Source organism: Paraburkholderia sp. GAS41 (genome assembly GCF_050436545.1).
In the GTDB taxonomy this organism is placed as follows: Bacteria; Pseudomonadota; Gammaproteobacteria; order Burkholderiales; family Burkholderiaceae; genus Paraburkholderia.
In genome coordinates, this window is the sequence record NZ_JBNDMK010000050.1 from 1 (window position 1) to 21,509 (window position 21,509).

The following is a 21,509-nucleotide window of genomic DNA, read 5'->3' on the forward strand; positions in this document are numbered from 1 at the left end:
GCCTCAATACAAGCGGCTGTTGCGAGGCGATTCGCCTTGCAGCCGGGAAGCAGCCGTTGAAAATCGTCGCCATAGTCGTGGGCGAGTCAATCTAATTAACGATCGCAAACCTAGGCGGGCAGCCCCATGCTTTGACTGCGATCGGGCACATCGAGGGATTGTAATCAATCCAGATACGCTGCCGAACGGCCGAACATGGCCGATTAGCGCCCCACGGCTGAGCTCGACGATCGCCTTGGATACGCAATTCATGCAAATGGCATAACGCGACCCGTTACGGTCATACCTTGCATTTCACTATGATGGCCGCTACCTGGTAAGGTCCGGCCGATGGATTTACGTCGACGCAGCACGCATACGCTAGCGATCGCACTTACAACGTTACGGACCGGACCTTGCGACAAGTCCTCGATGGCTTGTACGGACGCACGATCTGCGCAGCATGCTTGTCCCAACCCAAAAGTCGCTCCTGGCAGTCGCTTTTTCGCAATGAGGGGACGACTGCGGGCGCATACCTCGAACCGAAAGGGACATTCCGGTAACGATCAACTCACGGCGCGATGCTCGATAGCGAGCCCGCTTCACGATATGCGTTGACAGTCCTAGTTTGGCACTGTATCGTGGGCCTTGAAATATTCAAGAAGCCCGATTGCTGATCACCATTTTCCGCCTCTTTTGCGCGGTACTCGTTATCCTCTCCTCTTCCTTGAAGTTTTTGTCGCTCCGAAACGGAGCTGTTATTTTTATCTCAAGGAATTCTCATGGATACCGGTACTGTTAAGTGGTTCAACGATAGCAAAGGCTTTGGCTTCATCACTCCTGACGCTGGCGGCGACGATCTCTTCGCTCACTTCTCGGAAGTTCGCGGCGACGGTTTCAAGACGCTCGCAGAAAACCAGAAGGTGACCTACGAGACGAAGCGCGGCCCGAAGGGTATGCAGGCCGCGAATATCTCGCCGCAGTAACGAATTTCAAGGGCCGGTCTACCGGCCCTTTGCATGTCTGCCTGACTAGTATCCTCGCGGAGCCGTGCGCTCCCGATCTGATCGCCGCGTTCGTCGTGCGCGTCATTTGTCTTTCGACACGATCCGTCTCGCTTCATTTTCAATTTATTTCGCCATTACGATGTAGAAGTCGTACGGGCGTCGCTCGGTTATTGCTTATGCAAAATAATAAACATCTTCACCACTACAACGGTTATTCAGTCTCCCCTTCTGCACATCGCTTGCCGGACGGCTGGTTTGCCGCCAACCTTCTGCTCGTCAGGGGGGATTCCCTTGAGGCTGATCCGGTTTCCTACAAGTTCCACGCACTCGACTATTTCGATAATGAAACGCAGGCCCTGGGACACGCTACGACCTGGGCGCGTGACTGGGTGGACAGCCGCGGATAATGGGCAATACACGTGCATAGTAGTGGCAAGATGGACGGCGACGAAGATCGACGAGCCGTCGGTGCAGAACGCGTCGGATCAGAACGATACACATCAAGAGCACCTCTTCCTGCATGAACTGATTTCATTGCGGCGACACCGCCTGGCGCGCCGCCAGCAGGCCGGTGGAGATGGGCGCGAACGATGTGCACCGCATGCTGCGAGAAAGCCCGTCATGCGTGTCACATCTGCGCCAATCACACTGCCCACACAACGTCGCAATGAAGCGCCTCAAAGCTGCTCAAGCTTGCGCTCTCCAGAACGTCACTCAACCGGATCACGGGATCCGGTCGCCTGATCGACACAACGCTATTCCCGTCAATCGCAACACAAGGAGCAGAGATGGCGTTATTGGTCATGCAGGTCGCGGTAAGCGGAGAACTGGTCGAGATTTTCGAAATGCGGGTTGATGATGTCGACGGCCACCGGATGCTCGCCGCCGCCAATGAGGACGAGCGGGTGATTCATCTCTCGGGTCAGGCGCTCGAAGACGGTGAAGTCTGGATCGATCTGATCGACGGAGATGGCGAGACGCTGTTCGACCAGGTGGCATGTTTTCACCGGGCGGATGCCTCGGACGCTTTGCAGATTCACTTCGGCATGCATGTCGATGTCGTTAGAGATTGCCTCTCAAAGTCGAACATCGCATCGCTCCATGCAAGGCACCGTCTGGCAGCCCAAGCCTACTTTCGCAAGGTTGACCGTCTTGTCGACTGCTCGTTGGTAGGTTCCAGGCAGAGCAATCGCCGGCGTGTTGGCGACGCCAGTGTCATGGATCTCGTGATAGAGCTTCGCCGGAGGCTGGATGGTGCTGTCACCCAGCTTGCACTGAGCGAGTTGCCAACGCATGTGCAGGCCGCGGCACGGCAACTGAAAGACGCGACAAAGAGCTACGTGGGGGCGGTGCAGAGCCTGTGAAGCAGCAGACTGAGTTGTATTGTGGAATGTGAAGGAACAGCATGCAGAGAACGGTGGGGTATCGCGGGTTTGAGATTGATGTCGACCTGGTGCCGACTTCCGAAGACATGTTTGACGCGTGGTTTCGCATACAGGGACCGACGCACGCCCGGGGAGTAGCGGCGCTAGGCCTGCGTATCAAGGTTCGCGGCGGGCCGTTTTCGCGCCGTTGGGCTTACTTCGTCGCGGAGATCGCCGGTCAGGCGTCAATCGACGTCATCCTCGGTCCCGTCGACTAGTTGGCACCGCAAAGAATGCGAATAGCGGACTTATGTGGCGAGCTTCGCCGCTTGTCGTCAAGACAGGCATCGGACACGATTGGAAAGGAAAGAGGTTCATGGACGAACGCAAGCGGGACAGCATGATTGCCTACCTCCGGCACCGCATGGAAGACTTCGGCATCAGCCCGGACGATCTTGCCACCGCACTCGCGGCCGTACCGGAAGCTGACCGCTACCGCAGCGCGAATGGCGACAGCTGGAGCGGCGAAGGGTCTATGCCTCAATGGCTGAAGCAGGCCATCAGTGCCGGGCAATCCATCGGGCACTTCGAGCTATCGTCGGAGGCAGTTGTCAGGCCGCCCTCGCAGGCAGGCGCAGACTGGACGAACGACCCATTCGCAGGCAGTCCACTCGCGCGGATGAGCACCCGTTAGTTAGATACTGCCCGCCGGACGGTTGCCCGAGCCGTGCATTGTTCGTGAAGTTTTTGCTATCGCTCTCGCTGCGCAGATCACCGGCGCGAACTGGTTTGCTTACCGCATTACCGGTACGCGTCCGAAAGCGACCGCTTGATTCTGCGGCCTCAGCTTCGGCGAGGCGGTTATATAAGCATCCCATTGATCATCCTCAAAAGCGGCCAGTGGGAGCCTCCTTTCTGGCAATATCCGTCAAAGTCAACGACTGGACCGGTCGCGACAAACTCAGCTTTCCCCAATGCCGTAAACGCAATAATGCCCGCATCGCGGGAAGCCGGCATACGCCGCAGCACACGTGCTACTGCGAAACCATTATGTTCCGGCATGCTGATGTCGAGAACGAACACGCGCGGTTGCCAGAAATCCAGCATCTTCAGTGCATCAAGCCCACACAAGGCAAACTGCGTCACCAGTCCATCAATCGCCAGGGATGCCGCCAATGCCTCGGCGTTCGCCCGGCTGTCGTCAACCACAAGGACGCGTGCAGACTTTCCGTTCAGCGGAACCTGTCGTTTTCTAAAAAGTACAGCCGGTTCAGAAAATGGAATGTTTTGCATCGCTGCTCTCGCATGGATAGACGCTGGCAGCATGCCGCGTGCCAGAAGCGCAACCGGTTGGTTTGAAGGTGCGTCGGGGGTCAAATACGCTGTCTCGTGCCTCAAAGTGTCCAATCTGTAACCGACCGAAGTTCGATGAATATCCGACGTCTGAGCGTCCGCTTGTGCGGCCGTGGAAGGGCCGTAGGTGGCCGACCCCGGTCCGACCCCGGTCCGACGCTGACCGGCGCACGTGGTCGGGCACAGATCGGCCGCGCCAGACAGCAGTCGACCCAATGCCGCCGCCCCGAACAGCGCCGCCGCTGTGATCGCTTCCAAGGCACAGCGGCCATCGACTCTTCGAGTCCACCGGCGATTAATCGGCGTTATGCAAAGCGATACGGCCAACGAGGATCGGCACGTCAATCCTTCTTCCGTCTTTCGATTTCTTGTCTCACGCGTTCGATTTCAAGCCGTTTGGCTTCCTTTGTTCCCCATGGTGGCGCTCTGTTCTGGTTGGCTCCGGCGGCGGCATGAATACGTGCTTTGGCCGCAAGTTGGTTGGCTCTGCGTTCGTCCAACTCCCTCATTCTGGCCGCTTGCCGCTCGGCGAAGCGCTCAGCCGCAATGGGTGTAGTTCGTTCAGGTAGTCCGGCAAGGATCACAAGCTTGTCAATATTGTCCCAGGTGCTGATCCAGCCGTCGTTGTAGGCAAACTCGCTAATCAGCGGGAGGTTAAGTGCCGTGTAGATCGGGATCCAGTTTTCTTCTTCGCCTTGGCGGCGACGCACAGCAAGTTTGGGATTGAACTGATACCGCCCGGTGGATACGCGCAGAAACAGGGATCGGTTGTAGGCGTAGTCTCTGTCGATTTCGTTCCTCGCCAGCACGCCAGAAAGATGCTGGCGCTTGTTGCGCTCCGGCCGCACTACGTTAGCGGGTAAGTGTTGCCAGGCATCGAGGATGATTTGGGTCTGGAACGCGCTGTCTGCATTGCGTCGTATCTTGCTGAATCGGGCTTTAAACAATACCCACAGGGTCTGGAACAGAAAGTATTCAGACAGATGCCGGTCGATGCGGACCAAGCGATCACCCGCTCTGACATCAATGCAGGGCGGAGCCAGGCATTCATAGATTGCCGCCAGCGGGCCAGCAGCGAACTTTGCATCGCCAAATGCCTGACGCAACGCCCAGTGCAGTGCATTGTGACCATAGTGATCGACGGCGTCGCGGTCGGCACCGCGCTGCAGCAGGGCTTCCACCAGCGCCACATTTCCTGCAGCAGCTGCGGCCATCAGTGGCGTCTGGTTCATTGGCAGGCGATGATCGACGCCATGCAGGTCACACTGCCTGAGGATGTCCTTGAAGTGGTTGGCGAAGTAAGGGACGTAGCTCTTGCGGGCGAACACCGCGCGCTGCCGATCAAAGGTCCGTGCCTGCTCGAATTTCGCCTCAACTGCCAGCCACTCGGCGAGCTGCGGTTCGTCGAAACAGGTGGCATAGTCAAAGAGTTGCTGCTTGCCCTTGTTGCCGGGAGACTGCTCGCGGAAGACCTTGATCAGCAGCTCCCTGACCTTGGCCTCATCGAACACCGGCCAGGGCACCGGAACCTGCTTCAAGATGGTGCGGCGGATGGCCTCCGCCTGCTCCTGCTTGCCCTGAAGTTCGAGTTTGCGTGCTTCCTTCTGCCAGTCTTCGAGCGTGGATTGTTTGGCCTCGATCCTGGTCTGGCCGACGACGAGATCCAGCAACCCGAACAACCCATGCCCTGTGTCCGACTCGATCATGTAGATGTTCTTGATGGCGCGCGTCAGCGCTACGTACAGGGCATTAACGAAGAACTTATAGACTTCGAGCGACTTGTCACTCTTGTCTTTGGCGCGTTTGTAATCCAGTGTCTCGACCGCCAGATCGGCCTTGGCGACGCCCTCGACGATATCGTTGAACTCGCCGCGGTGATCCGAGATGAAGCGGTAGAGCACGATGTTCTCGTATTCGAGACCCTTGGCTTCTTGGATCGAAAACAACAGCGGCGTGGCAAAGTGCTTGCGGGCGTCGGCCTTGTCCTCATCGCGCATTACCAGGACGGCGAACTGTGTGGATTGGCGAATCTTCTGGTCCAGTTCGCGCTTGGTGGCGTCCTTGTCGGGTATCAGCGTAACCTGGCCGGTCTCGCCGCCGACGGCCTGGACCAGGAAGTTGCTCTCGCGGTCGATGGAGCCGAAGCGCCGCTGCTTGATCTTGAGCAACTGATTGGCGACGCGAGTGGCCTCCAGACCGTTGCGAAAGTTGGCCTCTAGCACGCGCAATTCCTGTCGCTCGGCCAGTTTCGGGTCCTTCCAGAACAGGCTCTTGACTTGGCTCCAGGAAAAGAAATTGGGATGTACGATCTGGTTGGAATCCCCGCAGAGCATGAAATGGCCAGGCTTCTTCAGGGTTTTCAGCACGAGCGCGAGTTGCACGGTGGTGATGTCCTGCACCTCGTCAATAACCACAAAGTCGTAGCGCGGCGCAGCCAGCGCTTGCCAGTCCTGGGCGACAAGATTCAGGTCGTAGAGCTTTGCCTCGGCGAGCCAGGCACGATACTTCTCAAACAGATTGTAGAGTTGGTCGCGCCGTTCTACGGAAAAGATCGATTGACGCACCCCCAGTGCTTGATACTCGCCGCGCGAAAGGACGCCGCTCGCCCCGGCAGCAATCACGCCGCGAATCTCTTCGAAAGCCTGATGGGCTTCTACATCCTTGAAGTTCTGCCGTATGCGGGAGTACCAGCCCGAAAAGTCACGCCAGGTAGCTTCGCGTCCTGCCGGAACGCGGATCGACTCGACAAACTCGCGGTAGGACAGAAATACGGCATCCTGGCCGCCATGCTCGAAACCGTTGGCGTAATAAAGGTCGCGGGCGCTCTGCGCCAGGAACGTGGAGTGAGTGACGTAGAGGACCTCACCATCGGCATGCTTGAGCTTTTCAAGCGTCAATGCAGTCTTTCCGCTGCCAGCGCTCCCGACGACAACCAAGGGAGGTGGCTGGCGGTAAATGGTCTCTTGCGTGTCATCAAACGAGATCGGTTTGTCGAGCAGGTGAATGCCGGTACGCTCGGGATGAAGGTAGCGTAGAGTTTGCGCCTCCCTGATGGCGTCATCGGCGCTGATGTCTGGAATTTTTCTCTCGTCAATCGCCGCGCCGCGCAAGAAACGTGACTTGTCGTAAGCGTGATTGGCGATCACTTCCAGCATCAGTGCGCAGACTTCGTCCCCGTGGCGCACCAACGAGAACAACAGCCGGTCGGCGTCATCCAGCTTCGCCCGGTAGAACTTGCCGTGGCTCAGATTGGCGAGCTTCTTGACTTGGGCAGCACGGAAGTCGTGGCGAGCGATGGCCGCGGACACCTTGCCGTAGCTGGCCTTGACGCGTGAGGTGTCGAGGCCGGTGTATTCGAGGATCTTCATGAGGCGACGAGGATGAGAACATGTGCAAGAACAAGAATTCTCTCATGGTCGTGTGGCCTGCCAACTTCTATAGCAAGTTTCCGGTCTTGAACGGCAGTTATCCGACATGAACCGGACGCCCTATGACTGACGATTTCCTCATACTGAATGTCGGGTTTTGGCCGACCAGTACCCCACGGCTGCGCGCGATGATCGCCTCGGGTGCGCACCTCATGCAAAAGGCATAAAGCGACGCTGAGCCACCTTTCGGACTCGCGACACTGCTACGGCCGCTTCGGAGGCGCAATCTGTCGTCTGGTGTATGGCGATGCTCCGAAGCACACGGCGGATCGACTAAACTTCAGAATCGACGAACAAGGTCATTCCCGCTTGACTACCCCGCCATGGCGCACATCTTCTTCGCTGCTTCGATTCAACGGCATATCGCAACGCCCGAGCGCGAGATCGATGCGCGCACGCTCGGCGAAGCATTCGAGGCCGTTTTCGCCGCGCAACCTCGACTGCGCGGCTACATCGTTGACGATCAGGGCACACTGCGACGGCATCTCGCCGTGTTTGTCGACGGCCGGCGGGTACGCAACCGACAACATCTGTCCGATGCGCTCGGTGAGGAAAGCCAGGTTTACGTCATACAGGCGCTGTCGGGCGGATAAGAAGGTTCCACTCGTAGTCCCGGGGACACTCGACATGAACAATCGATTGCTTGTTGCAACCCGCAAGGGACTGTTCGTTCTGCAAGCCGAGGACGGGGGTGGCTGGACTCTCGGTGAGCCGTATTTCGTCGGCGAGCCGGTGAGCATGGTGCTGCCTGATCCGCGCGACGGATCGCTGTATGCCGCGCTCAATCTCGGCCACTTCGGCGTGAAGCTGCATCGCCGGCGCGCTGGCATGGCGGATTGGGAAGAGTGCGCGGTTCCCGTCTACCCGCCGCAGCCTGCTGACGAGACGCGTACCGGTGACGGCGCGGACAATGCGAGCGAGGCCGCGCCCAGCCCGCCGCCCTGGACGCTTCAGCAAATCTGGTCACTCGAAACCGGCGGCCCGGACGAGCCGGGCGTCTTGTGGGCCGGCACGATCCCCGGTGGGCTCTTCCGTTCTGACGATGGTGGCGACAAATGGATGCTCAACCGTGCACTGTGGGATCGCCCGGAGCGCCGCGAATGGCTCGGGGGCGGCTACGACGCGCCGGGCATCCATTCCGTGATGGTCGATCCGCGTAACAGCCGGCACGTCACGGTCGGCGTGTCGTGCGGCGGCGTCTGGCAAACGGCCGATGACGGTGCGACCTGGCGCCTGAGCGCCGAGGGCATGGAGGCCGACTATATGCCGCCAGACCGGCGCGGCGATGCCAACGTGCAAGACCCGCACCGCGTCGTGCAATGCACGGCAAACCCCGATGTGCTGTGGACGCAGCATCACTGCGCGATCTTCCGCTCTACCGACGGAGCTGCCCACTGGCAGCGGATCGAAGCACAGCCATCGAGTTTCGGCTTCGCGGTTGCCGTGCACCCGCGCGAGCCAGACACCGCGTGGTTCGTACCCGCCGTGAAAGACCAGTACCGGATCCCGGTAGACGGCCAGTTCGTCGTCACGCGCACACGCGACGGAGGCCGCACGTTCGAGCGCTTCTCGAACGGGTTGCCGCCTACACCGGCCTATGACCTCGTGTATCGGCACGGGCTCGCTGTAGACGACTCCGGCACGCGCCTCGCGATGGGGTCGACCACTGGCGCGCTATGGACGTCCGACGATGGCGGCGAAAGCTGGCATTTGATTTCAGCGCATTTGCCTCCGGTATATTGTGTTCGGTTTGGATGAGGGCGCGGGGCGGGCTAGTGAGGCATGAAATGCCTACATTGCCATGCGTGCGCCAGACATAGCCTGAATGCGCGCATCGGCGTGATGGATCGATACTTCGAGCCACACGCGACGGCAAGCCGCTTTGTGTAGCTCGGCTTGTCACAAGAGACTTTTGACACTTCGCCGAAAGTCGGAGCGGCGCCAGCAGCCAAGCCGACGCCCCTGCGCGAGAGACAGCTTTTGGCGGAGGACGCAGCTCATTTTTGCAAATCGAACGGCCGTTTGCAGGCGCGGAACCGCCGCCTGTGGGTCCGGACAGTGATTCCGACGAATGACCCATCATGGCGGCGTACCGCCCGACGACCGCGCGCGGTGATCGTCGCAGGCGCGGCCTTTATGCAAGGGGCATAAACGACCCCTATGCACAGGTCGCAAATATGCTCCGATGATCGGTTGCTGGGCGCCGACCTAGGCACGGCGAGGCTCTGGCAAGGTGGGCGAGCAAGGATCTGGACATAGTTCCGACCTGTGATGCAGTGGTGATCTCACTTCTGGAGAACACCATGGACATCGTTCGCCGCACTGACATAGACGGTTTCGCCGACGGTCGGGTAGAGCCACACGTTGATGCGTTCAAGCAGTACCTGAATCAACGCCGGTATGCTGCGAAGACGGTCGCTACTTACCTGCTCTGTGTCACGCACTTCGCCCACTGGGCGGACTCCGGGCCCTGTCGGCGGTGCCGAATCGATGACGGGTTGATCGCAGCGTTCCTCGACGAGCATCTCCTGCCATGCAAGTGCGCTGGCGCGTTACATCACGATCGGGGTGACCATAGGGCGGCGCTGGGGCATCTGCTCGCGGTTCTGCACGCTCGCGGTGTCATCGCAGTGCCAACGGTCAGCGCAACACCTGTAGACGAGGAACTGCGCCGTTACGGCGAGTATATGGAGCGAGTGCGAGGCTTGGCGCCGAAGACGCGGAGCATCGCCCTGCGGATCATCGCGCGATTGCTGACGGCTCGTTTCGGCGAGGGCCCCGTCGACGTGGCCGCGATCAAGCCTGAGCACGTTCGGCGTTTCTTCGCAGGGCAAGCGAAGCTTTATAGCAAACCGGCGAATGCTGGGTCGGTCGTGGCAGCGCTGCGCGGCTACCAGAACAAACGCGTGCTCTACGACTTGCTGTTTCGCGCCAGCGCCGGGACACTGCGCACGATCGCCGCCGATCCGAAGCACCTGGGCGCCGAGATCGGCTTCATTACGATCCTGCACACGTGGGGGCAGAATCTGCTGCACCACCCGCACGTGCATTGTGTCGTGCCTGGTGGTGGTATCTCCCCGGACGGCGAACGCTGGATCGCCTGCCGCCCCGGCTTCTTCCTGCCCCGTGCGGGTGCTCTCACGGCTCTTTCGCTGGCTGTTCCTCGAGCAGCCGCGCCGCGCGTTCGATGCCGGCATGCTTCGCCTGCACGGCCAGCTCGAGCCGCTGCATGATGCCCGCGCGTTCGCTACCTGGCTTGCGCCCGCTGCCAGGTCGGAGTGGGTCGTCTACGTTAAGCCACCCTTTGACGGGGCCAAACACGTGCTCGATTATCTGGGCCGCTATACCCATCGCGTCGCCATTTCCAATAACCGGCTGTTGGGCTTTGACGGACACGCCGTACAGTTCCGCTGGAAGGACTACCGGCACGACGCCCGGCACAGCACCATGACGCTCACGGCCGACGAGTTCATCCGTCGCTTCCTGCTGCATGTGCTGCCTGACGGCTTCAAGCTCATCCGCAGCTACGGGTGGCTCGCCAACTGCCACCGTGCCGGCAAGCTCGCCACCTGCAAGCAACTGCTCGGTGTCGACGCTCCCGCTGCTGCCGCAGCCAAGCCCGGAGAAGACTACCGTGAGCGCTACCAGCGACTCACCGGCAAGTCACTGCGCGACTGCCCCGTATGTGGTATGGGACACATGCTTCGCCTCGAAGACATGCCCGGCAGCCTTCCACGCGCCCCGCCAGGTCCTGACCATGCGCGCTAGTTGCCACCGCATCTGTTTCGCACACGTTTGCCTTTCCCGAGGAGGCTAACGCAGGCGCACTCGCGCCATCGATCTGCGATCGCGTCAGAATATGCCAAAACTGCGGGTCATTGGCCTGCGCCGGCGCCTACTTTCCAAAGTCTTTCACGTGCGAGGCTTTCCGCGATCGCTGGAAGTCCGGTTGCGGCCGCTCGCGCTGGACAGCAGAAATTACCGCAGTGGTCATTCAACGCCCATAACGGTCACCGCCTGCGGAGCGGCTTAGCACAAATGGTTTTTTAGTTACCGCTCGCGGGCTGATCCTGATCGGCTCCGTTATGCCTCTGCGGCCGCGATCGCTAACCAAAAAATCCTCTGCCTTCTGCCGCCTGGGCCTGGAGGACTCTGTGCCCGCCCCCCTGAATACCTGCAGTCTCGCCGTGAGCGAAAGAAGGTAGAAATGCTCTTCGCTTACCTCAAACGTATCGTGAGGCTCGACCGTTTGCGACTGCGTGGGCTAACAGGGGCACACGACGAATTTCTTCTCGCGGCGACCGCACAAAATCTGCAACGAATGGCGAAGTGGCTCACCCCAAGAGGTACAAAAGGGAATACCGCAACTGCATAACGAGCAACGGGGGCGTTGCTCCGCTCAAATTTGCAACTTCGTTGACGTCCAAGACTGAACGACGCCGGACCAAAGCCATCGTCGCAAGTCAAAACAAGACTTTTTCAAATGTGAGGGACTTCCCCGTCCCGGTGCGACGCTGAAGTCGCAGGCGTCAAGTGCCATGATTGAGGTGCCATCCATCAATCGGAACAGGAGGAGGAAGTCATGGACCAGCTTACTACCGTCGGTATCGACCTGGCAAAGGACATCTTCGCGGTCTGCGTGCTTGATGCTACCGGTGCCGTGTTGCAGCGACGCGTGCTGCGACGTGAAGCGTTCATGCGGTGGGCTGAGCAACTACCTCAGTGCCGTGTCGCAATGGAGGCCTGCGGCTCCTCTCACCACTGGGGACGCTGGTTTTCCACCCGCGGTCATATCGCTCGCCTCATTGCACCCGAATTCGTCAAAGCGTTCCGGCCCGGCGGCAAGAACGACGCAGCCGATGCTGAAGCAATCGCTGTTGCCGCCCGGCAGCCAACCATGCGCTTTGTCGCAATCAAGTCTGTCGACCAGCAGGCCATTCTCGCGTGGCACAGCGTACGTCAGGGCTGGCAGGAGGAACGTACCTCGCTGCTTAACCGCACGCGCGGATTGCTGGCTGAATTTGGCGTGGTGATTGCACGTTCAGCCGAGCGCTTTCTTGGCGCGTTGCCCACACTGATCGAAGACGCCAGACTGCCTGACCCGGTGCGTGCCATGTTGCTCGAGGTGCGCGAACAACTGGTCGCGCTGAACCTGAGGCTCGCCCGCTGCGATCAGCAAATCGCCACTCACGCCAGAGACAGCGATGTCGCCAAACGTGCCGGCGAACTGCTCGGCGTCGGTCCGGTAACATCGAGTGCGCTGGCCGCCACGGTGCCCGATGCGAAGGTTTTCAGAAACGGGCGACAGTTCGGCGCCTGGCTCGGCCTGACACCACGGCAGCACAGCTCAGGCGGCAAGACCCGGCTGGGACATATCAGCCTGCGCGGCAACGTCTATCTGCGCACGCTGCTTGTTCAGGGCGCCCGAAGTACGTTGCAGTCGGCGTTGCGTGCGGACCCCACGCACGCAAGCCGGCTACAACAGTGGATCAGACAGCTCCACGAACGCAAGGGCTATCACAAGACGCTGATTGCGATTGCCAACAAGCATGCCCGGATGCTGTGGGCGATGCTCGCAAAGAACGAACACTACGACGCCGATGCGTGGCAACGGCATCCCATGCATCCGCCGTTACCGCCCGCAGTGGCGTGACCCGGTTAGCGTGAGACCCAACTACTGCTCGACGCGATAGCAAGACGAGGTCGGACCGAACGGGAGAAGAACCCGACGATTCTGTTGGCGAGTCATCATCGCGCGCGGCGTATCACTGCGCGCCAGTTCGCCGGTTTTCAAATAGGGTTCTCCTGTGCGGCTAATATCGTGGCCCGCCCGATACGTTTCGGGCAACAAGGCCGTTTGCAAAGACGCAGTCTGTTCCTGGTATTGCTTCGAACCGCGAGCCTTAGCTGACAACGGAAAAATGATATGACCTCCCAACCAACTGGACCACCAGCACGTTGGCGCCGTGGATTCGCCGACGCCAACCAACCTCACCCCGATCTTGACTTTCGGGGGAAGTCCTTGCAAACACAATCAGCAAGTAACGGACACTCGGGTGGAGCGTTCAGTGGTCGCCGTGCTGTCAGGCACCATTTTCAGGCGACGCTGGGCGAATGAAATAAGCGACTCTTCACCCCGGCGCGAGCCCGTATCCTATTTGGATTTCAAGGGCGCCTCACAGTTGGAAGCGAACGCACGACTGCTCGCACGTGAGTGCGGTCTGACCGCTTGATAGAAGTTAATTAATTTCGGTTGGCAACCGCAACGGGCAGGGTGAACTGAAAGACCGCGCCACGCCCAGGCGTGCCGGTCATGCATAAGCACCCACCATGCGACTCGACGATTGAGCGGCAGATGCGAAGCCCCATGCCGGTGCCGTGGGACTTGGTTGTAAAGAACGGATTGAAAATCTGTTCCGCGAGCTGCGGCGGAACGCCCATGCCGGTATCACTGACAGACACGAGAATCTGCCCGTGTTCGGCACGCTGCGACCTGATGACCATCTCCCGGATTCCATCAACATCCTTCATCGCTTCGATGCTGTTGACGATCAGGTTCATCGCGACCTGCTGCAACTGAACGCGGTCTCCGACAATCTGTGGGAGAACGGCTGCCAGTTCTGTGCGGACCGATATGTCGTATCGCGCTGCCTCGCCGCGCAGGAGAACCACGGTTTCCCGCACAATCTCGTTGACCTCGACGACCTCCTGATTCAGGGCACCCTTCTCGAATTGCGCGCGGATCCTGGCGATGATCTCCGCAGCGCGTTGTCCGTCTCTCACGATATTGGCGACTGCCGAGCGCGCCTGGCCGAGATCCGGATCATCGCGTTCAAGCCATCGCCGGCAGGCATTTGCGTTGGCGATAGCACCTGCGATCGGTTGAATGATTTCATGCGCGAGCGAAGCCGTCAGCTCTCCCATGGTTGTCACCCGGTTGATCCGTGCGAGATCGGCTTGCGATTGACGTAGCGCGTCTTCAGCACGCTTCTGCTCGTCGATGTCGGTGGTGGTACCAATGAATTTCAAAACCTTTCCTTCAACATCACGCAAGACCACAGCTTGCTGGAGATGCCAGCGATAGATTCCGTCCTGAGCGCGCAGGGAGCGGGTTTCTATTGCGAAACCTTGTCCCGAGCGCACTCCGCTCCAAAAGGCTCTCGATGCCGCTTCGCGGTCCTCGGGGTGGACTGCGGTCATCCAGGCCTCCGGATGCGACCGGACGAAATCGAGAGTCTGGCCGGAATAGTCAAGCCAGACTTGATTCACGAAGTCCGGTGTCCCATCAGGCTTGAGCGTCCAAGCGGATACAGGAAGTCGCTGCAGCAGTCCGGCCTGGAGTTGCAGGTCCGAATAGAGGTGCGCATTTTCCAGTGAAATGGCGGCTTGCGAAGCCAGTAACTGCAGAAGGGCAACCCGGTCTGACGTGAAGATACATGGCGCAAGGCTATTCTCCAGATAAAGCGCGCCGACAAGCTTTGCCTGCCTGACGATGGGCACGCAAAGTACGGAGCGCGAACCCTCACGCCGGACATATTCGTCTTTTGAATACACGCTATCGGCCGAGGCGTCGTCGAGGAGCACGCACTCCTGTGTCCGGGTGACATATTGCAGCGCGGATTGCGGGAGGTCGGACGGCGTGATCGTGGCTTGACGAACTGCAACCTCGATACGGCCCGGTCCACTGATCGCTTCCGCTTCGATCCGGGGCTCACCGCCCTGCACGCCGCGCTGAAGGAGGATGAGCAGAGCCCGACTAGCCCCTGCGTTCTCGACCGCGAGTCGTACCAGCTTCTCGATCAGACTGGGAAGGATCATCTCACTGGAAAGTGTCTGCGAAGCTTTGACAACAGTCTCGACATCCAAGTGCCCGGTCGGCTCAATAATCGCGGCTGCGGAACCTGGCGTTCGCTCCCGGCGCAGATTCGGATAGAGTTCGTCAAGTTGTTTTACTTTGCCGCGGGCACCCCAACCGTCGTAGCACTGACGCGCGTTGCGGAGATAGAAGTAGCCCGCGCTTTCGATACCGTCGGCCAGGAAAAAACGTCCTGCAAGCTCGTTGGCGACGGCTGCGTTGTGCACAAGACCGTTCGCTTGCGCGGAGCGGATAGCCTGCTCGTAGAGGCGCATGGCGTCGAGGTCGCGCCCCTGGATCCGGGCGACTTCCGCGCCCACCAGTGCGGCCCGGGTTTCAAAGTTTTCTGGGCAATTCTTCGCCCATACAGCAAGCTGCCTGTGATGATTGGCCAGAGCTTCGTAGTGCGCCGGTCGTGAGTCTCCAGCGGCAGAATCGTAAGCGCCGGCCCGGGCGAGCCCGGCGTAAAAGTAATACTCCGCCACTTCAAAGTAGGAGTGCACTGACCAGAGAAGACGTTCGGCGTTGAGCGACGCCTCGACCGCAGAAACATTATCGCCAGCAAAGAAATGGGCCTGTAATTTACGTATCCAGTAAAAACACTCCCGCGTCGCCAGAGAGGCGTTGCTTGAAAATTGCGCTTCGAACTGAACCTCGTCAAACTGGTCGTCATTAAAGGATCCGAACTGCGTTGTCAGGCCGCGCAATGTCCGCACAAACGCGAGCTGCGTGGCAATCTGGTCAATGAGGCGGCCGAACCGGACTTTCTTCGCAAATTCGAGGCCGGCCTCTGCTTCACGCTGCACCTCGGTTAACGGCTCTCCCGTTGCAAGCAGATTGGTGTTCAGGTGGTGGCAGCTAAACGCGCCAAAACTCAGGTCGCCGATTCTGTTTGCCGCGTCGAACGCACGCCGTATGAGTTGTTGTCCGCTCCTGGCATGTCGCTTCCATGGGATGACACAGCTGCCGAAGCGCATATAGACGCGCGCCTGATAGCGATGCCATCCGTGCTTCTCCACGAGATCGTAGCCTAGCTTTCCGAACTGAAATCCGGCCTCGTAGTTCCCGAAATGAGGTCCGGCGATCATGCCGAAGCATACATACGCGAAGCACGATGCGTCGCTGTTGCCATGCTCAAGGCTAAGGGTAAGTATCCGGCACAGCACGAGCGCGAGAAGGTTCTCATCGGTGAATTGCGCCGTGAGTACAGCCTCCGTGAAAACATCCAGAACGTCGAGTACATCCGGATCGGTGATCTCGGGCAGATCAATGAGTTCGTTGATTTGCCTCGTCCCAAGTAAGACCCAGATCTGTTCGTATTCCTTCGATACTTGCTCATCCGTGGGATGGGGCGACCAGTCTTTGCCACGCCCTCGCTGGTATTCGACGAATACATCCATCCCACGGTCGCCGCGACCCAGCAGGTTATAGAGCGTCAGGCGCGAATGGGCGACCAGCGCAGTATCGTGGGCAGTGTTCGCCCGTTCGGCCAGCATGGAAAGACGGCTTTCCGAGCCAGCCATGTCAGCAGTCAGCAATTCGCATGCGGCAAGCAGATGCTCGATCGGAAAGACAAGCTCGTAGTTGCGATCCCAGGCCTCGTCCGTCAGCAATCTGCGCCCTGCGCGGAGGTACTTGAGTGCCGAGGCGTACGCCGTCGAGATCTTGGCGCGTCTACCCGCGATGAGATTCAGTTGCGCAATGCGTTCGCGTTCCGCAGTCGACGTGACCAGATGGGCACCCCGGTTGAGTTGATTGACGATCTCGAAGATGCCTTCCTCGAGTTTGTCCGGAGCCGTGTGTGACGCCATCAAGGTACCGATTCGCAGATGTTCCTTTGCCCGTAATTGTTCAGGGATGAGCGAGTAGGCGGCTTCCTGCACACGGTCGTGAAGAAACCGGTAGGAGTCTTCGGAACGGATAATCAGTCCCGTTCGGACTGCTTCCCAAAGTTGCTCATACATCTCTTCGCTCGTGTCCTGGTACACAGTGCGAAGCGTGACGAAGTCGGCGCTGTTGCCGAGACATGCGAGCTGCTGCAATGCTTTTTGCGTCTCGGTGGACAGACGGCTCAATTTCCCAACCATGAGGTCCACGACGTTGTCCGTGTAAGCCTTGGCGTGGATGCGGCCCAGGTCCCAGCACCATTGACCCTCGTCGTGATCGAAGACGAGCAATCCTTCCTCGAACAGCGCGGAGATGAATTGAATGGCGAAAAATGGGTTGCCGGTGGTCTTCTCTTCGACCAGTTTCGCCAAAAGGTGGACGCGTTCCCTTTCACAATGAAGGCCATCTCCAAGTAACTCTTCCAGGTCTTCACGCGTCAATGGCGCAAGTACGACGTCATGCACGATCGCACCAGCCTGGCGGATGCTTGCCAGCTTACGCGTCAGCGGATGCGTGGCAGTCACTTCGTTATCACGGTAGGCGCCAATCAGCATCAGGTCTTTCACGTCCGGATGCGTGAGCAGATCTTCCATCAAATCCAGCGTAGCGGCGTCGAGCCATTGCAGATCGTCGAGGAAGAGCGCGAGTGGATGCTCCCGCGTGAATGCACCGATGAACCGGCGAAATACGAGCTGGAAACGACTCTGCGCATCTGCCGGCGACAGTTCTGCGACCGGCGGCTGCTCGCCGATAATGAGTTTCAACACAGGGATCAGATCCACCATGAGCTGACCGTTCGGACCGAGCGCCTCACGGATTGCGTCGCACCAGCGGTCCACCTCTTCCTGGTTCTTCGCGAGAATCGGACGGATAAGGCTCTGAAACGCCTGCGCGAGCGTCGCATATGGGATGTCGCGCTTGTACTGGTCGAACTTTCCAGAAGCAAAGAGGCCTCGGGGCGGGACAAGTGGCTTATGCAGTTCATTGACGACAGCAGACTTACCGATACCCGAATAGCCGGACACCAGAACAAGTTCAGGCCTGCCTCCGCCCATGACACGGTCGAAAGATGCCAACAGCGTGTTGATCTCGGATGCCCGTCCGTACAGTTTCTCGGGAATCAACAACTGGTCCGGCGTGTCGTGCTCGCCCGGCAAGAACGCATCGACGCGCCCAAACGATTCCCATTTTTCGAGACACCGCTGCAGATCGCGCTCCACGCCCACCGCTGTCTGGTATCGCTCTTCGGCGGTCTTGGCGAGCAACTTCATGATGACGCACGAGACGGGAAGAGGGATATCTGGCGTCTGCTCTGCGGGCGAACGTGGCTGTCTGGCGATATGGCAATGCACCCACTCCATCGGATCGGAGCCGGTGAATGGGAGGTTGCCAGTCAATAGTTCGTATAGCGTGACACCCAGGGAATATAGATCGCTGCGGGAATCTACCGAGCGGTTCATCCGCCCGGTCTGTTCAGGCGACATGTAGGCCAGTGTGCCGGCAATTATTTCAGGTGGCACAGGTGGCATGCGCTCGCGGGGAAGACGGGACGCGATGCCGAAGCCGGTGAGCCACACGCGACCGGCGTCGTCGACGAGGACGTTCGCCGGCTTGATGTCCTTATGGACGAGGCCTTGCCGGTGGACCAGGCTCAGCGCCGACGCCAGACCGATGGCGATGCGCAGGAGGCGGGTCAGGTCGAGCGGGTGTTGCTTATGCTGATCGATAACCTGATGTAGCGGTTCGCCCCCTGGATCCTTAAGTATGAGGATCGCTCGGCCCTGGTGACGGGTCAGCGCGAGCGGCTGAGCGGCCCACGCTGCATCGAGTTCGGTCGCGAGCGACCATGCGTGTTCGAGCCGCCGGAGGTTCTGGGGCGACGGCGGTTGAGCGGTAACCGCCAGCGCCAGGATCGGCGTCTGTTTGCCGAGTTCCTTCCCGCGGTAAAGGGTGAAGTCCGCCTCCTCGAGAAGCGGCTCTAGCATATACCCGGAATCCTCTGCCATAGAGAACACTCGTGTTGTCAGGTAAAAAGGTCACTTCTTTCATAGCGAAAGGAATGAGCCTTCAATTTACGCAATCGCGGGTAATGCTATTGTTAGCCGCGGGGAGGAGCCCGTGCTGGCCGGGCGGTTCTCGCAATCGCGATCTCCGATGATTGTCGCACATCGATTTCAATCGGCGGACCGCCCTCTGGTTTCGGCTCACCGGGAACAGAATCGACTAACGGCCGTTCCGAGTTATGAAGCGGCCGCCCAAACACGATCTTCACGGTTGGCGGGAATGTCCCTTCATGGCCGACCCCGGTCCGACGTTGACCGGCGCAAGTGGTCGGGCACAGATCGGCCGCACCAGGCCGCAGTCGACCCACAACGGTCCAATGCAGCCCTCCAAAGCGGACGGTCATTCGCTGCGGGCAAGCATCCACCCGAGCTTTCCGCTCGCCAAAGCTGTTCCGAAGAGCACGATCGCACATCCAGCGATCATCACCGATGTGATCGCCTCCCCCAGGAAAACGGCACCCCAGACCATTCCAAAGATAGGGATAAGAAAAGTGACAGACGCAGCGTATGCGGCACTGACACGTTCAACCAGCCTGAAAAACAACACGTACGCAAAGCCGGTACATACCACGCCGAGTGCTGCGACGCATGCCCAGGTCGACGGCGCGACGGCGTGCTTTGGCCAAAAAAACAGCGCGAGTGGGATCAGCAAGATTGAGGCAAACAGTTGACTGCCAAAAGCGATAACGAACGGATTCACGCCCGCCAGATGACGTTTGGAATAGTTAACCGCAAATCCGTAGAACAAAGTCGCGAGCAGCGCAGCACCGATCGCGAGCGGGAGAGCGCTGGCACCGCCGATGAGGGTGCCCCACGCCAGAATCACGACGCCCCCAAGCCCAAGCATCAACCCGACAGCCTGCCCAAATCGCATTGATCCTCCGAAACCAGCGACCGCAATTAGTGCAGCCCAGAGTGGGGTCGTCGCGTTCAAGATCGAATCAACGCCCGCGTTCACATAGAGAGTCGAATATGCCAGCAGACAAAACGGTACGGCAGAGTTGGTCACGCCCACGACAATCAACGGCCACGCTTTGGATCTAAACTGGCTACGTGCTGTTGCCGATCGAAGCCCTGGCGCCAGAACGATTGCCGCAATTGTGACGCGTAACGCGATTAGAGGGATCGGTCCGAGTTCCGGTGCCGCCACACGCATAAACAGAAACGATGCACCCCAGATAGCAGCAAGCGCGAGCAGTTCGATTACGTTCATTGAGTATGGCAATCCAGTGGTTGAATAGTAATAGGCGCTTGCATCCGTCACTTCTGCAAGGCTGGGAGTGGCGGGTGCACGAGTGAATCGCGCGACAATGCTTCGTCGCGATGGAGATCGGGGCCGTTAAAAATCGCCTGACCCGGGGCGTCCGAGACAGCGTCGCTCTACGCGCCGCGAACTCGGCAGACCGGGGTTATTCGCGTTGCGCTTCGTGACGACGCCAAACGTGCAACGTTGCATAGGCTCGCCACGGTTGCCATCGTTGGGCGTGTTGGTTAAGTGCTGGTGCGCTCGAATAGCCTAGCTGCTTCTTCAGTACGGCATCGCCGTCGGGGAATGCATTGGGCCATGCCAGCGAGCGCATAGCGATGTACTGGACCGTCCATTCGCCAACTCCTCGGATACTCCTCAGCGAGGCGAGCGTCTCGTCCAGCGGTGCCAACGGTTCCAAAACAATCCGACCGGCGGATACTTCCTTCGCGATGGCAATGATTGCTTCTGCCCGGATGCGTGTGATGCCTGCCTCCTGAAGTGCTGTGACCGGGATGTCAGTGAACACCGTTGCCGAAGGAAACGTCGTCGTTAAGTCGAAGGGGCCTGCGAATTTCGTCCCAAAACGGTCAGCTACACGCGACAAGATCGTTCGTGCATTTGAAACGGAGATTTGCTGTCCGACAATAGCGCGTGCCGCAACCTCGAAACCATCGAAGGTGCCGGGAACCCGCATACCTGGTAACTCAGCGGCCAGATCGCCTAGGTGCATGTCGATGAGGTCCGGTCGAGCGGAAAGGTCGAACATTCGTCGAACTCGGCCGAGAACCGGTGCGATGACCGGCGTCAGGGATATAGAAACCTTAACGTCGATCGCGTACCGTTGTGGTGCGTGCGTTACGCTGATCCAGCCCGCTATGTTCTGGCTACCTCGTTTTAGCTCGATGACTCTGGCATAGGAGTCGTCGCCAATGTGCTCAACGCCGTCGATTTGCCGATGCGCGAGAAATGCAAGCACGCCTGACCAGGAAAAAGGCGGCCTGTATCCCAGCGAAAAGGTGATGGTTTCCTGTGGATGAGAGTCGATCTCCTTCCGGAATCGAAGTGGATTCAAACCATACTGTTTCAGAAACAGGTCGTTGAACCTCCGGATGCTGCCGAACCCTGCTGTCAATGCCACTGTCGTGACGGGCAAACGTGTGTCAGTCAGGAGGCGCTTTGCTAGCAGCAACCTTTGCGTCTGAGCGAATTCGATCATCGAGACGCCATATTCGTAAGCGACATTTGGTGGCCGTCTTGACGATCAGAATTTGATCTCGAAGAGGCGTTCGTTGACGCCCTGGAGGTCAAAGGCAGCAGGATCGAA

At 59.2% G+C, this 21,509-nt stretch carries 13 protein-coding genes and 3 pseudogenes; 10 read left to right on the plus strand and 6 right to left on the minus strand.

Annotated elements, in window-relative coordinates:
* Window positions 1-761: 761 nt before the first annotated feature.
* The 5 genes from P3T43_RS34750 to P3T43_RS34770 all read left to right on the plus strand — a co-directional run bounded on the left by P3T43_RS34750 (window position 762) and on the right by P3T43_RS34770 (window position 3,044).
* On the plus strand, window positions 762-965 hold the full coding sequence (locus tag P3T43_RS34750; RefSeq protein ID WP_111934417.1) for a cold-shock protein: 204 nt from the start codon (window positions 762-764) through the stop codon (window positions 963-965).
* 197 nt (window positions 966-1,162) lie between these two features.
* Window positions 1,163-1,393 carry a hypothetical protein gene (locus P3T43_RS34755; RefSeq protein ID WP_429285520.1) on the plus strand — a complete coding sequence of 77 codons (231 nt, stop codon included), beginning with the start codon at window positions 1,163-1,165 and terminating at the stop codon, window positions 1,391-1,393.
* A 381-nt stretch (window positions 1,394-1,774) separates the two neighbouring features.
* Entirely contained in the window at window positions 1,775-2,350 is a 576-nt protein-coding gene (locus P3T43_RS34760) for a hypothetical protein (RefSeq protein ID WP_429285521.1), read from the plus strand.
* Between the two features lie 41 nt (window positions 2,351-2,391).
* Window positions 2,392-2,628, plus strand: a complete 237-nt coding sequence (locus P3T43_RS34765; RefSeq protein WP_429285522.1) for a hypothetical protein — start codon at window positions 2,392-2,394, stop codon at window positions 2,626-2,628.
* Window positions 2,629-2,726: 98 nt separating this feature from the next.
* Window positions 2,727-3,044 (plus strand): H-NS histone family protein, encoded by a 318-nt coding sequence (locus P3T43_RS34770; protein WP_429285523.1) that lies wholly within the window; start codon window positions 2,727-2,729, stop codon window positions 3,042-3,044.
* 167 nt (window positions 3,045-3,211) lie between these two features.
* Here the strand turns inward: P3T43_RS34770 and P3T43_RS34775 are convergent, their stop codons facing one another.
* Complete coding sequence (locus P3T43_RS34775; RefSeq protein WP_429285524.1) at window positions 3,212-3,643, minus strand: response regulator; 432 nt, start codon at window positions 3,641-3,643, stop codon at window positions 3,212-3,214.
* A 401-nt stretch (window positions 3,644-4,044) separates the two neighbouring features.
* Window positions 4,045-7,071 carry an ankyrin repeat domain-containing protein gene (locus tag P3T43_RS34780; protein WP_429285525.1) on the minus strand — a complete coding sequence of 1,009 codons (3,027 nt, stop codon included), beginning with the start codon at window positions 7,069-7,071 and terminating at the stop codon, window positions 4,045-4,047.
* Window positions 7,072-7,454: 383 nt separating this feature from the next.
* Here P3T43_RS34780 and P3T43_RS34785 point away from each other — a divergent pair, with 383 nt between their 5' ends.
* The 5 genes and pseudogenes from P3T43_RS34785 to P3T43_RS34805 all read left to right on the plus strand — a co-directional run bounded on the left by P3T43_RS34785 (window position 7,455) and on the right by P3T43_RS34805 (window position 12,784).
* Window positions 7,455-7,724 carry a MoaD/ThiS family protein gene (locus tag P3T43_RS34785; RefSeq protein ID WP_429285526.1) on the plus strand — a complete coding sequence of 90 codons (270 nt, stop codon included), beginning with the start codon at window positions 7,455-7,457 and terminating at the stop codon, window positions 7,722-7,724.
* Window positions 7,725-7,758: 34 nt separating this feature from the next.
* Window positions 7,759-8,889, plus strand: coding sequence for a WD40/YVTN/BNR-like repeat-containing protein (locus P3T43_RS34790; protein ID WP_429285527.1), 1,131 nt, complete (start codon window positions 7,759-7,761; stop codon window positions 8,887-8,889).
* 1,115 nt (window positions 8,890-10,004) lie between these two features.
* Window positions 10,005-10,899: pseudogene (locus P3T43_RS34795) on the plus strand (IS91 family transposase); the annotation flags it as partial.
* Between the two features lie 400 nt (window positions 10,900-11,299).
* Window positions 11,300-11,506 (plus strand): annotated as a pseudogene (locus P3T43_RS34800) (transposase); the annotation flags it as partial.
* Window positions 11,507-11,713: 207 nt separating this feature from the next.
* Window positions 11,714-12,784, plus strand: coding sequence for an IS110 family transposase (locus P3T43_RS34805; RefSeq protein WP_429285528.1), 1,071 nt, complete (start codon window positions 11,714-11,716; stop codon window positions 12,782-12,784).
* Window positions 12,785-13,374: 590 nt separating this feature from the next.
* On the opposite strand, the gene P3T43_RS34810 is transcribed toward P3T43_RS34805, so the two are convergent.
* The 4 genes and pseudogenes from P3T43_RS34810 to P3T43_RS34825 form a co-directional block, all read right to left on the minus strand.
* Window positions 13,375-18,879 (minus strand): trifunctional serine/threonine-protein kinase/ATP-binding protein/sensor histidine kinase, encoded by a 5,505-nt coding sequence (locus P3T43_RS34810; protein ID WP_429285529.1) that lies wholly within the window; start codon window positions 18,877-18,879, stop codon window positions 13,375-13,377.
* A gap of 397 nt (window positions 18,880-19,276) precedes the next feature.
* Entirely contained in the window at window positions 19,277-20,149 is an 873-nt protein-coding gene (locus P3T43_RS34815) for a DMT family transporter (RefSeq protein WP_429285530.1), read from the minus strand.
* Window positions 20,150-20,345: 196 nt separating this feature from the next.
* Window positions 20,346-20,879: a DNA-3-methyladenine glycosylase family protein gene (locus P3T43_RS34820; RefSeq protein WP_429285531.1), complete on the minus strand. Its 534-nt coding sequence runs from the start codon at window positions 20,877-20,879 to the stop codon at window positions 20,346-20,348.
* Window positions 20,868-21,404: pseudogene (locus P3T43_RS34825) on the minus strand (AlkA N-terminal domain-containing protein); the annotation flags it as partial. The gene P3T43_RS34820 and the pseudogene P3T43_RS34825, both read right to left, overlap by 12 nt.
* Between the last annotated feature and the right edge of the window lie 105 nt (window positions 21,405-21,509).